The following is a 12,970-nucleotide window of genomic DNA, read 5'->3' as shown; positions in this document are numbered from 1 at the left end:
ATTCAGGTAATGATAACTTGGTACTATTTCAATATTAGGAGGTAATAATTTGTATTTCTATAGAGAAGACCTTATTAATATGATTGTTCCAGACAAACCTGATCCGGCTGCAGCAAAAGTTCTTCAAGAAACATTGGGCGGCAGATTTGGCGAAATGCGTACCATGATGCAGTTTTTCTTTCAAAGTTCCAATTTTAGAGGAAATCAAAAGCAATACCGTGATTTAATCAGAGGGGTTTTCCTTGAGGAAATCAGCCATGTGGAGCTTGTACAAACAACGATCAATCAGCTCCTGAATGGGTCGGGGGAAGAGGCAGTCGGGGCCGGAGGAACGAATGGTGCTCCTCTAGAAGAAGCAGTAAAAGAACATGCAAACCCACATCACTATATTATGGGTGCGCAAAGTTCACTTCCAGTAGATGCTGGAGGGAATCCTTGGACTGGTAATTATGTATACAGCCATGGAAACTTAATCAGCGATTTATTGGATAATGTGGTATTAGAATCAACGGGTGTCCTGCAAAAAACACGAATTTATGAAATGAGCTCAAATAAAACGTTTAGAGAAACTTTGGCTTTCTTAATTGTCCGCGATAATGCACACCAAAATGCCTTCGCTAAAGCTCTTGAAACTCTAGGTGTGAATTGGGGTAAAATCTTCCCAGTCCCGAACTATGACATTAATAAGTACCCAGAATGCCGTAAATATGTAGAGATGGGCTTCCATAATGCTCAGTTTAATTTTAGACTTGATGAAACGCTAATTGGTACGATATTCCAAGGTGAATCACCAAGCAGGGATTCTGGAACATTACAAGTAGTACCACCGCCACAAGGTTATCCAGTTCCAGTAATGCCTGAAATGCCAAACGAGCATAGCCCTGGTATCAGTGATTTAAATCGATAATCTAAAAAAGGATGAGACACAATTTGTGTTCATCCTTTTTTCTTTTTGTGTTTTATCTTGAACAGCCCTTAACAATCGCCATGCTTATTAAGATGTAATGGAGGAGGAATTAGCCATCCTTTTTCCTTGTTTAAACGGAGTACTTTTCCCCCGAGTGCGACCTTTTGAGCATGGAATTGTGCATACATCATAGCTACGTCTTCCCTGATAGATTTACCGATAACTTGACTGCATAAAACGAGACCAGCAGCAATATCTGCAGAAAGACCAGCAGCTATAGCAGGGTCAAGGATTCGAGCACCTACTGGAATATCCTCTAAACAAGCTTCAGGGGGTTCGGGTGATGCAGGCGGTAAGCCAATGCCGTTTTCTTTTAATAGTTCTTCTACTTGCTTTTTTTCCTGTTGGCAATTTTCAATTGCTTCTACTAATAATTTCTTTAAATCATCATCTCCAGCATGGTTTAAAGCGGTTTGATAACCAGCAATTTTTGCATTCCCTGCCAAAACAGAAGACCATAAATCAAATACCTCGCCATAGTGTAAAGGCTCTTCTTTAGGGTTGCCACTTAAAATTCCCATCGTTGCCCTCCTTAGTGTGTATGAAAATTTATTCATTGCAGTGCCACCTTTCTTACAAGCACATCCATAGGGTTTCCAATTCGAGACCCTCTCATTAATTTTTTATCATTTCTTCGGATTTAATGCGCCTATACTTTATTTCTTTCTCAAATAAATTGCACATGTTTATCTTATATTTCAACGATACTAACAGTAGTAGGAGGGTGTACATGGATTATTTCACTTGTACCTCAGGTGTTGGCGATAAATCATCAAAAGGGGATAGTAAGGGACAGTTATTATGGTGGCAGTTATCACTGATTGGAATTGGCTGTACAATCGGAACAGGGTATTTCCTTGGATCAGGAATAGGAATTAAGATCACAGGACCGTCGATGGTCTTTTCGTTTATTTTAGCAGCAATAGGGACGTATATTGTGTTTCATTTCCTAGCGAAGATGACCTCAGAGGATCCGCAAGAAGGCTCGTTTTGTTATTATGCTGGAAAAGCGTATGGACGATGGGCAGGATTTAGCTGCGGCTGGAATTATTGGAGTTCTAAAATTCTGATTATGGGAAGTCAATTAACTGCTTTATCGATTCTTTCCCGTTTTTGGTTCCCTAATGTGCCCTTATGGATATTTGCTTCTGGTTATGCTGTTTTAGCTATTATTGTCGTTTTATTAGGCAGTCATGGTTTTAATAAGGTGGAAAATATCCTGGCAATTACCAAAACTGCAGCAATCCTCATGTTTATTATTCTTGCCTGTGCCGCGTTGATCGGATTGATTCATGGTAAAACGGCCGGTCAACCTGGTATACCAACAACGATCGATACCATTTTTCCTGAAGGGTACCGAGCGTTTTGGTCTTCTCTTATATATGCGTTTTATGCTTATGGTGGAATTGAGACCATCGGACTCTTATCTATGCAGCTAAAGAAAAAAGAAGACGCACCTAAATCAGGAAAGGTAATGCTGATTGTTCTAACGATTATTTATGTTATTTCGATTATCCTGGCGATTAGCATGGTTTCGTATCAATCCATTAATCAAAAGGAAAGCCCTTTTGTTACAGCCATGTCAGCATATAACCTTGCCTTTTTTCCACATGTATTTAATGGGTCAATCATCATTGCTGGGTTTTCTACGATGACTGCTTCCTTATTTGCAGTTACCAATTTACTTGTAACATTGGCAAAAGACGGCGACGCCCCCAAGCTATTTGGGAAAGAAATCAAAAATCTAAAGAACCTTCCCTTACCATCTTTAGCGCTGGCGACTCTAGGTTTATTGGGATCGATTATTACTGCACTGCTGCTCCCGGGGAAGATTTATGGATATATAACCACAGCAGCTGGAATTTTGCAGATGTATAATTGGGCATTTATAATAATTTCTGCCCTAAAAATTCTGGAAATAAGACGAGGGGACAAAGTTTTATCCTCTATTGGTATACTCCTATTATTAGCAGCCATCACTGGGACCATATTTGAAGAGACCATTCGATTTGGCTTTTTTGTAAGTTTAATGCTTGTGGCCATTATTGGAATTGTGACGATGATAATGAATAAAAAATGGATGAAATCCGAAAAGAAAAAGGGGAAGGTAACCGGTTTAAAAGGGATATTGGAGTAGAATCACCCTTGGATTGCTGGAAGGAAAATGAAGATAGCCGATTCTGGTGATCGGCTTATTTCCATTGAAATAACGAGGAGTCTACAAAAGAGTGATATTCCCTTTTCTACATTCTTTAATAATGTGGTCATTCCATACAGAAACTTGGACCTCACCAATATGTGCTTTCTTTAGTAAAAACATGCACAATCGGGACTGACCAATTCCCCCGCCTATCGTGAACGGAAGTTCCTTATTAAGGACAGATTGATGAAAATCCAGTGCCATTCGATGTTCAGCATTTGCCAGTTTTAATTGTTTTAACAGCGATTTTTCATCCACTCTTATCCCCATTGAGGATATTTCTACGGCTCTCTCTAATATAGGATACCATAAAAGAATATCACCATTTAGGGACCAATCATCATAATCAGGAGAACGCCCGTCATGTTTTTCACCAGAATCTAACCTCCCTCCAATTTGCATAATAAAAACAGCTCCAAATTCTTTTGCAATCCTATCTTCGCGCTGTTTCGGTGTTAATTCCGGAAACCTGTTCTCAAGCTCTTGAGTAGTAATAAAATAAATCTCTTCGGGGAGGATTGGCACGAGTGATGGAAATAATTTGTATAAATAACTTTCAGTATTCTTCAGGGCCTGATAAATCTTGCGGACTTCATTCTTTAGTGTTCTGACATTCCGCTGTTTCATTGTGATAACTTTCTCCCAATCCCACTGATCAACGTAAATAGAATGCAAGTTGTCTAACTCCTCATCCCTGCGTATAGCGTTCATATCTGTATAAATTCCTTCACCAATCGTGAATCCATACCTTGCTAAGGCAACTCTTTTCCACTTTGCCAAAGATTGAACAATTTCAATAGGTGAGTTACTGATATCTATTGCATCAAATGTAACCATTCTTTCTACTCCATTTAGATCATCATTTATTCCGTGCCCAGATCTTAACATAAGTGGGGCAGATATGCGTGTTAAGTTTAAAGTATCGGCTAATCCTCTTTCAAAATGGTCTTTAATCATTTTAATCGCTTTTTCAGTTTCGATAACGTCTAGGATTGATTTGTATACTTTTGGGATAAAAATCGGTTTTCCCATAGTTGAAATACCTCCAGAGTAAGAATTCGTCTATTTTTTCGATGATTACTTGTTAGGTAATGAACTATTTTTACATTATGATTTATTTCTCAGTTTGCCATCAGCTAAACCCTAATGAGTTAAAAAGGACTTCCTAAAACATTTAGAAATTTTTGGACATGTGTCTGAAAAATTTACATAAAATGTACAAGTTGAGATAAAGGCGGAGTGGAGTGGTCTTTTTTGAGTATCAGCATTTTAATGAGTTATATCATTTTGGGGTTTACGTTGGCAGCTCCAATAGGTCCAGTTAATTCTGCACGATTAGATAAGGGGATAAAAAATGGTTTTTGGCATGCGTGGGTGGTTGGTGCTGGATCAATGGTGGCAGATGGATTTTTTATGCTGCTTGTTTATCTAGGGATGGTTCAATTTTTGGGGATTCCAATTATTCAAATATTTCTTTGGTTATTTGGAGGATTTATATTGATATACTCAGGAGTCGAAAGTATTAAAAATGCAAATACAATCACCCTAACGTATGGCAGAGAGAAAGAATCATTAATGAAGTGTTTCTTTACAGGGTTTATGATGTCGATTACAAGTCCATTATCCGTTTTATTTTGGTTGGGAATATATGGATCAGTCTTAGCGAAAACCGCCCAAACAACTGGTACAGAATCTCTTTTAATATATAGCAGTATGATTTTTCTTGGATTGACCATATGGGATGTGTTCGTAGCAGCACTCACTACTGGATTCCGAAAACTACTGACTGTAAAAAGTTTAATAGCGATCTCGTTCATTTCAGGTGCTTCCCTCATAGTGTTTGGTCTGTATTTTGGATATCAAGGGCTTAATGCACTCTAGGAATAATGAAACTTTCTTATCAAAGACATGTGGGACTACATGTCTTTTTTGCAATTGAAGGCTAACTTGACTTTTATTAAAAAATGCGTATAATACTCATTTGTGTTGATTATTTTATTTATATTCTTGTTCATATATTGTTCATATTTAACTGCTATTATAAATGATAGATTAATGGATTATATAAAAACGTAACTGATATTTTTGTTAAAAGGTAGGTGCAATAAAATGAATAACTTAGCTCATAAAGGTCAGGGTATTTTCAATAAATATATTGGCTTTTTCTTTTTGGCTGTTTTCTTTCTTTGGATGAAAACATATTTAGCTCAATTAACTCAATTTGATTTAGGAATCGAGAATACATTACAAAAAATATTGCTATTTGTTAATCCGCTAGGATCATCTTTACTGTTTCTAGGATTAGCTTCATTATTTAAAGGACGAAAGAAATACATTGCATTACTTGTAATTGACTTCTTTTTATCTTTTCTTTTATTCGCAAATGTGGTCTATTACAGATTCTTTAATGACTTTATTACGTTACCAACTTTAACTCAGACCCAAAACTTTGGGGATGTAAGCGGAAGTGTAGTAACACTTTTACGACCTTATGATTTCTTATTCTTTACAGACATCATTCTTTTAGTCGTTTTACTTGCTTTTAGAATTGTGAAAATTGAACTTAAAGATATGAATCGCAGAAAAGTTGCTGCTGTATTTTCATTAGCATTGGCGATTTCATGTGGAAATCTTGGACTAGCTGAAAGTGATCGTCCGCAACTGTTAACAAGAGGATTTGACCGTAACTATATCGTCAAATATTTAGGAATGTACAACTACACGATTTATGATGCAGTTAAAAGTACAAAAGCTTCAGCACAGAGAGTTATGGCAAATAGTGACGATATGACCGAAGTCATTAACTATACAAAATCTAACTATGCTGAGCCAAATCCTGCATACTTTGGTGCCGGAAAAGGTATGAACGTGATTTATTTACACCTTGAATCGATGCAAAACTTCCTTATTAATTACAAATTGAATGGGGAGGAAGTAACACCATTTTTAAATTCCTTAACAAAGGATCAAAACACACTTTATTTTGATAATTTCTTCCATCAAACAGCTCAAGGTAAAACGTCTGATGCGGAATTTATCCTAGAAAATTCATTATATGGTTTACCACAAGGTTCGGCTTTTACAACAAAAGGTTTAAATACGTTCCAAGCTGCACCTGCAATTTTAGGTCAGCAAGGCTATTCTTCTGCAGTATTCCACGGGAATTCTGGAAGCTTTTGGAATCGTGATGAAATTTATAAGTCTTTTGGATATCAAAACTTTTTTGATGAAAAATACTACAGTATGAATCCAGAAGACCTAGCAGAGTATGGTCTTATGGATAAACCATTCTTTGAGGAATCTATTCCAATGTTGGAATCATTACCACAGCCTTTTTATACAAAGTTTATTACTGTATCTAATCACTATCCTTATCCGCTTGCTGAAGAAGAAGCAACGATTGCACCACATACTACCGGTGATAAATCTGTAGATACCTACTTCCAAACAGCACGCTATGCGGACGAGGCCTTAAAGCAATTCTTTGATTATTTAAAAGCATCTGGTCTATATGATCATTCGATTATTGTTATGTATGGTGACCATTATGGTATCTCTGAAAATCATAATAAGGCCATGGAAAAAGTTCTAGGCAAAGAAATTACCGACTTTGATAGTGCAGGTTTACAACGTGTACCTTTCTTTATCCGTGTACCTGGTATGGAGGGTGGAGTTAACCACGAATATGGTGGACAAATTGACATCCTACCTACACTTCTTCACCTATTAGGAATTGATACAAAAGATTATGTTCAGTTCGGTACGGACCTATTATCTGAACAGCATGATGATCTTGTACCTTTCCGTGATGGCAGCTTTATGAGTCCAACCATTTCAGCAGTAGGTGGTAAGTACTATGACTCCACAACAGGTATAGAAATTGATGAAACAAGGATGGAAGAGGCAGTGAACCTTCAGAATATCGTGGAGAATAAGCTTGCTCTTTCTGATAAAGTCGTAAATGGAGATTTATTACGTTTCTATACTCCTGATACCTTTACACCCATAGACCGAACACAATACAATTATAATAAAACTGAAGATAGTGAAGAATAAGCTTTAACCTTCAGGGCTGTTTAGGTGATTCCTAAACAGCCCTTTTTTAGCCTTTTTTTAATTTATGTCCAAAATATGAATTTTTTTAATACAAGAAATATAGAAGGAAACGCTCCTTTGAATGTCGAATGAAAATGAGGGACAGGTTCTTAAATTGGAAAATTAGGGATGAATAAGTTAAAGTAGAAAGCACCTAACAAGGTGCTTTTACCATTAGTAAGTTGTTTGATTTGAAAGGTCTAGAACTAGAGGTATCTGAATATTTACTAATAAAAGCTAGCCAATATAGGAGGACGATTATGACTACATATACTTCCCGACAAGATGTACCTAGTAATGAAAAATGGAACCTTGAGGACATCTATTCTGATCTATCCAAATGGGAAAGCGATCTTCAGCTCGTTGAAAACATGGCGGAAAAGCTTAGGCAATTTGATGGTGCAATAACCGACGGTAAAAGTCTATATCAATACTTAAAACAAAGAGAAGAATTATCCTATACTTTTAATCATGTATATGCCTACAGCATGCTAAGAGTAGATGAGGATACAAGAGATGCAAGTTCCCAATCACTATTGAATCGTGCAAAAGGATTAAGTGTGAAGGTAAGTGCTTCAACCTCTTTTTTTATGCCTTTCTTACTAGGGTTAGATAAAGAAACATTAAGCAGCTATATTGCAGAAGAAGAAGGCCTTAAGTACTTTGAGGAGGATTTATATGAATCCTTTCGCTATAAAAAGCATGTCCTTAGTAAAGACCAGGAAGAAGTATTATCTCAATTAGGGGAAGCTCTGTCAGCTCCAAGTACAACGTTTGGAATGATTAATAATGCGGATATTAAGTTCGGTGATGTTACCGATCATAACGGTGAAAAGGTTCAGCTGACAAGAGGAATGTACTCGAAATTAATCGAGGATGAAGACCGCGATAAGCGAAGAGAGGCTTACAAAGCCTATTATAAACCATATGTTGAATTGAAAAATTCGATTGCGAGTACACTGTCTGCAGCAATAAAAAATAACGTAACAATGGCTAGAATCAGAAAATACCCTTCGGCATTAGAAAAAGGATTATTCGGCGATTTGGTGCCTAAAGAAGTTTATGAGAATCTTATTAAAGCGACGAAAGATAATATCGCACCTCTTCACAGGTACTCTGAAATTCGGAAGGCAAAACTGCAGCTAGATGAACTGCGCCAGTATGATATGTCTGTTCCTTTAGTACAGGGTGTGAAACAGGTAATTCCGTATGAGGAAGCGTATGAAACCATGATAAAGGCATTAGCTCCACTTGGGGAGGAGTATGTATCTATTCTAAAAGAATTCAAGGACGCGCGTTATATCGATGTCCGAGAGACTCCTGGCAAACGGTCTGGCGCCTATAACTTGGGGATTTATGGTGTTCACCCATTTATATTACTAAATCATCAAGACGATTTAGACAGTTTATTTACCCTCGCACACGAGTGTGGGCATGGAGTCCATAGTAAATTGAGCTCGCAGCATCAACCCCAAATTACAGCTCGTTACAGTATCTTTGTTGCTGAAGTAGCTTCTACAGTCAATGAAGTTTTATTGATTAATTATTTGTTAAATACGGAAAAGAACCTTGAGGTAAGAAAACATTTATTGAATCATTTTATTGATCAATTTAAGGGTACTTTCTTCACACAAGTAATGTTTGCAGAATTTGAGAAAATCACTCATGAGCTTGCAGAGAAGGATATACCATTAAATGTTGAGGTATTTAATCAAACCTATGAAGCGTTGTTCAGAGAATATAATGGGGATGCAGTGGTTTTTTATGAAGAAGTGAAATTTGGCTGGTCGAGAATTCCTCATTTCTATCGTCCATTTTACGTCTATAAGTACGCAACTGGTTTCGCTTCAGCGATCCACCTTGCCACAAGAATACTGGATGGTGATTCAGAAACATTGCAATCCTATCTAACCTTCTTAAGGAGCGGAAGCAGCGATTATCCTCTTGAGCTATTAAAGAAGACAGGAGTCGATTTAACCACACCAGAGCCAATCGAAAACGCCATGAAAAAGTTTAGTGAACTGGTAGAAGAATTTTCGGTTCTATAATCATAGTTGTGTAAATAGAACCTGTGATTTTAGAACCTGTTGATTGGCGCGGAAGGCGCTCGATCCTCGAAAATGCTATCGCATTTCCTTCGTGCGGCGATTATTCGATGAAGTAAATTCAAAGTCCTGCGGGAAGAACGAGCTGAGTGAGACCCTGCAGGTGCGAAGCTGTAAGGAGGCTCATGGGCGAGCCCGCGGAAAGCGTAGCGCCTCGGACAGGCAAAGACCGCCTGTCCCTGCGGTGATTATTCCAAGCAGCATTCCTTAATGGAGCGCTAATCAACAGTCTAGTCACAGCCGTGAATCATAAAAAAGATGTCGCAGATATTTGTGGCATCTTTTTTTATCACCCATTATTTTTGCATGGTATGATAGGTATAGGAATATATTTACTCATACGAGATTACCTAAAAAAGAAAATAGGTGATTAATATTTGGAGAAAAATTATTTCCTTTATTGGGATAATATTGATCATTTTTTTGGTGATTCATAACAGCGAAACCTTCAGGCTGCTTAGAATCGGGGACTTGGATTCAATCATCATGTCATTAAAAGATACCACGTTTTCGAAATTCTTCTTTACTTTCATCATTATGGTGATTCAAAATTCATTTACGATTATTCCTCTCATAATCATCATCACAATAAACTACGCATTGTTCGGGTTTTTTAATGGTCTACTCTGGAGTTGGGTAACAAGTGTTATAGCTGCTGGAATTTGGTTTTTTGGAAGCCGATATTTTTTTAATGATTGGGTACAGAAAAAGACAAATCCGGAACTTTTATCAAAAATGGAGCAAAATGGGCTGCTCTTTGTTTTCCAAGCCCGAATTATTCCATTCGTACCAACAAGCTTAATAAATATTCTCAGTGGCCTAAGTTCCATTAAGTTTAAGCATTTCTTGGTTGGAACCATGTTTGGAAATCTCATATTTTTCTTTGTGTTATCATTGATCCCTGCTGGATTAATGGAAGGGAATATGGAACAAAATATCCTCCTCGGGATTGCACTAGTCCTGGTAGGATTGGTTGTCTTTTATCGTATTAGGAAAAAACAGAAAACTAGGAAACAAGTAAATTAACTTTACAATCACTGTCGCTCTGGTCTTTTGATGACCAGAGTTTTTTATTGCTTTATTCGAATACATTCAATAAAGTAGATAGTAATTTAACAGATAGTTCGAAAATAGGTGAGGTAATTGAGTATCGAAATTGTACCAATAGGTGATTCAGCAATCAGTATTTCATTTGGTAATGAAATTAATGAGAGCACTCATCACCAAATCAATCACTTTTCACAAAATATTAGACGTCTTAAGATTGATGGGGTTATCGAGTGTGTTCCAACTTATACTTCTATGGCTATTTTTTATGACCCACTAAAAATAAGGTACAGCCAATTAGAAAAAATGGTTTATTCCTTGATGGAATTAGCCGTGAACTCGATACCGCAAAACCCTATCGTCTACAGGATACCGGTTTATTATGGGGGAAAGACTGGACCTGATTTACCTTTTGTTGCAGCGTATAATAACATTAGTGAACAAGAAGTTATTAGTTTACATTCGAACAAAGAATATTTAGTACATATGATTGGTTTTGTACCAGGTTTTCCGTACCTCGGCGGTTTAAATAAAATAATTTCAACTCCTCGTTTAGAAAAACCCAGAGCGAAGGTAGCGGCAGGTTCGGTGGGAATTGGCGGCGACCAAACAGGAATATATCCTGCCGAGGTTCCTTCGGGGTGGAGAATAATTGGAATCACCCCATTAACACTATTTGACATCGAGAATGTCAAACCTTCGCTATTGTCCGCAGGAAACTATATAACCTTTTTTCCTGTAGGATATGAAGAGTTTCTTGCTATTAAAGAACGGTTTGAATTGAAAAAGTATGAAGTTATGACTTACAAGAAGGGAGAGCAAATAACGTGAATTACATTGACCTTAATTGTGATCTTGGAGAAAGTTATGGAGTATTTAAAATTGGTAATGATAAAGAGATTTTGAAGCATATTTCATCAGCGAATATTGCATGTGGGTACCATGCGGGAGATCATAATGTAATGAGGGAAACCATACAAATGGCCAAGAAACATCAAGTTAATATTGGTGCACATCCAGGATTACCAGATATATTGGGGTTTGGGCGGAGGGAAATGAACGTAGCCCCTAGAGAAATTTACAATCTTACACTCTATCAAATCGGCGCATTGAATGCATTTGCTGTTGCCGAAGGAGTAAAACTCGTCCATGTTAAACCCCATGGAGCTATGTATAATATGGCTGCTAAATCACGACTGATTGCAGACGCTATTGCACAGGCAGTTGCAGATTTTGATTCTAGCTTAATCCTATTTGGACTGGCGGGAAGTGAATTAATTCATGCAGGAAAAGAAAAGGGTTTAGTAACGGTTCAGGAAGTGTTTGCTGACCGGACCTATCAGCCAGATGGAACGTTAACTTCAAGGAATGAAAATAACAGCATCATTCATGATCTGAAATTCGCTGCACAGCGAGTCATCCGAATGATAGAAGAAAAAAAAGTTACAGCGACAGATGGAACTGAAGTGGCTATAACCGCAGATACAGTGTGTATCCATGGTGATGAACCTGCTGCATTAGACTTTATTTTAGAATTAAAACATGCTTTAGCGAATGAAAATATAACAATAAGAAAGAGCTGGTCTGAAAGATGAGGACCCCAATCTTTAAGGTGATGAAATCCGGATTACAAACAACTGTACAAGACCTTGGAAGGTATGGATTCCGTGAATTTGGGGTCAGCCCTTCAGGGGCCATGGATTCTTATTCTTTGCAGATGGGGAATTTATTAGTTGGTAACGATTTAGGGGAGGCTGCACTTGAAGCACCGTTTATTGGACCAGTCTTAATGGCTTTACATGATGTCTCTATTGCGATTTGCGGCGGGAATCTAACACCTAAAATAAATGGGCAGGAGGTTCCTCTTTGGAAAAGCATTGTAATCAAAAAAGGGCAAATCCTTTCGTTTGGAGAGCTAAAAGAGGGCGTAAGAACGTATTTAAGCATTGCAGGTGGTATTGATGTTCCATTTGTACTTAACAGTAAATCAACGTGTATAACGGGAAAATTCGGAGGTTTTGAAGGGAGAGCTTTAAAAGAAGGGGATATTCTTTTTGGAAATCCCTTTACTAGAAGAAATAGATTTTTGCAAACTCAGCTAATTCCAAAGTATACGAACAAACTAACAGTAAGAGTTATCGTTGGTCCGCATACTAGAAAATTTACTACTCCAGGACTCAAAACATTTCTAAATGAAGAATATTCCATTACTTCTCAATCTAATCGAATGGGGTATCAATTAACGGGTCCCAAAATTGAACATAGCAGTACGGCAGATATTATATCTGACGCCATTCCTCTAGGTGGAATCCAAGTCCCTGCAAGCGGGCAGCCTATCATACTTATGACTGAACACCAAACAACGGGAGGTTATTCAAGAATAGGGACAGTGATTGCTGCAGATATTCCTCGACTTGCTCAAGCACAGCCGGGAACCAAAGTAAGATTCAAGGAGATTTCCCTGCAAACTGCCCAAGACCTTCTAATTGATAGTAGAAACATGCTTAAATCTTTATACAGATTAACACGGTAATATCTATTAATATGAACTTGAAT

At 37.5% G+C, this 12,970-nt stretch carries 11 protein-coding genes; 9 read left to right on the top strand and 2 right to left on the bottom strand.

Annotation, left to right across the window (positions count from 1 at the left end):
- Positions 1-49 precede the first annotated feature (49 nt).
- Positions 50-907 carry a manganese catalase family protein gene (locus QFZ31_RS09350; protein ID WP_307302679.1) on the top strand — a complete coding sequence of 286 codons (858 nt, stop codon included), beginning with the start codon at positions 50-52 and terminating at the stop codon, positions 905-907.
- Between the two features lie 68 nt (positions 908-975).
- Here the strand turns inward: QFZ31_RS09350 and QFZ31_RS09345 are convergent, their stop codons facing one another.
- Positions 976-1,488, bottom strand: coding sequence for a DUF3231 family protein (locus QFZ31_RS09345; RefSeq protein ID WP_307302677.1), 513 nt, complete (start codon positions 1,486-1,488; stop codon positions 976-978).
- 209 nt (positions 1,489-1,697) lie between these two features.
- Between QFZ31_RS09345 and QFZ31_RS09340 the strand changes: the two genes are divergently transcribed.
- Positions 1,698-3,104, top strand: a complete 1,407-nt coding sequence (locus QFZ31_RS09340; RefSeq protein ID WP_307302676.1) for an amino acid permease — start codon at positions 1,698-1,700, stop codon at positions 3,102-3,104.
- An 81-nt stretch (positions 3,105-3,185) separates the two neighbouring features.
- Here QFZ31_RS09340 and asnA read toward each other — a convergent pair whose 3' ends face one another.
- Positions 3,186-4,199 carry an aspartate--ammonia ligase gene (asnA, locus tag QFZ31_RS09335; protein ID WP_307302674.1) on the bottom strand — a complete coding sequence of 338 codons (1,014 nt, stop codon included), beginning with the start codon at positions 4,197-4,199 and terminating at the stop codon, positions 3,186-3,188.
- A gap of 222 nt (positions 4,200-4,421) precedes the next feature.
- Between asnA and QFZ31_RS09330 the strand changes: the two genes are divergently transcribed.
- The 7 genes from QFZ31_RS09330 (at position 4,422) to QFZ31_RS09300 (ending at position 12,947) form a co-directional block, all read left to right on the top strand.
- On the top strand, positions 4,422-5,048 hold the full coding sequence (locus QFZ31_RS09330) for a LysE family transporter (protein WP_307302672.1): 627 nt from the start codon (positions 4,422-4,424) through the stop codon (positions 5,046-5,048).
- Between the two features lie 228 nt (positions 5,049-5,276).
- Positions 5,277-7,223, top strand: a complete 1,947-nt coding sequence (locus tag QFZ31_RS09325; RefSeq protein WP_307302670.1) for an LTA synthase family protein — start codon at positions 5,277-5,279, stop codon at positions 7,221-7,223.
- A 299-nt stretch (positions 7,224-7,522) separates the two neighbouring features.
- Positions 7,523-9,310 (top strand): oligoendopeptidase F, encoded by a 1,788-nt coding sequence (pepF, locus tag QFZ31_RS09320; RefSeq protein WP_307302669.1) that lies wholly within the window; start codon positions 7,523-7,525, stop codon positions 9,308-9,310.
- 543 nt (positions 9,311-9,853) lie between these two features.
- Positions 9,854-10,393, top strand: a complete 540-nt coding sequence (locus tag QFZ31_RS09315) for a TVP38/TMEM64 family protein (RefSeq protein ID WP_307302667.1) — start codon at positions 9,854-9,856, stop codon at positions 10,391-10,393.
- Between the two features lie 117 nt (positions 10,394-10,510).
- Complete coding sequence (pxpB, locus tag QFZ31_RS09310) at positions 10,511-11,245, top strand: 5-oxoprolinase subunit PxpB (protein ID WP_307302665.1); 735 nt, start codon at positions 10,511-10,513, stop codon at positions 11,243-11,245.
- Complete coding sequence (locus tag QFZ31_RS09305; protein ID WP_307302663.1) at positions 11,242-12,009, top strand: LamB/YcsF family protein; 768 nt, start codon at positions 11,242-11,244, stop codon at positions 12,007-12,009. Before pxpB ends, QFZ31_RS09305 begins: the two co-directional genes overlap by 4 nt.
- Positions 12,006-12,947, top strand: a complete 942-nt coding sequence (locus tag QFZ31_RS09300; RefSeq protein ID WP_307302661.1) for a biotin-dependent carboxyltransferase family protein — start codon at positions 12,006-12,008, stop codon at positions 12,945-12,947. The genes QFZ31_RS09305 and QFZ31_RS09300 overlap by 4 nt, the downstream gene beginning before the upstream one ends.
- Positions 12,948-12,970 lie beyond the last annotated feature (23 nt).

It is taken from the genome of Neobacillus niacini (genome assembly GCF_030817595.1).
Classification (GTDB): Bacteria; Bacillota; Bacilli; order Bacillales; family Cytobacillaceae; genus Neobacillus; species Neobacillus niacini_G.
The sequence above is the reverse complement of the archived record's forward strand: the minus strand, read 5'-3'. Positions and strand labels throughout refer to the sequence as shown.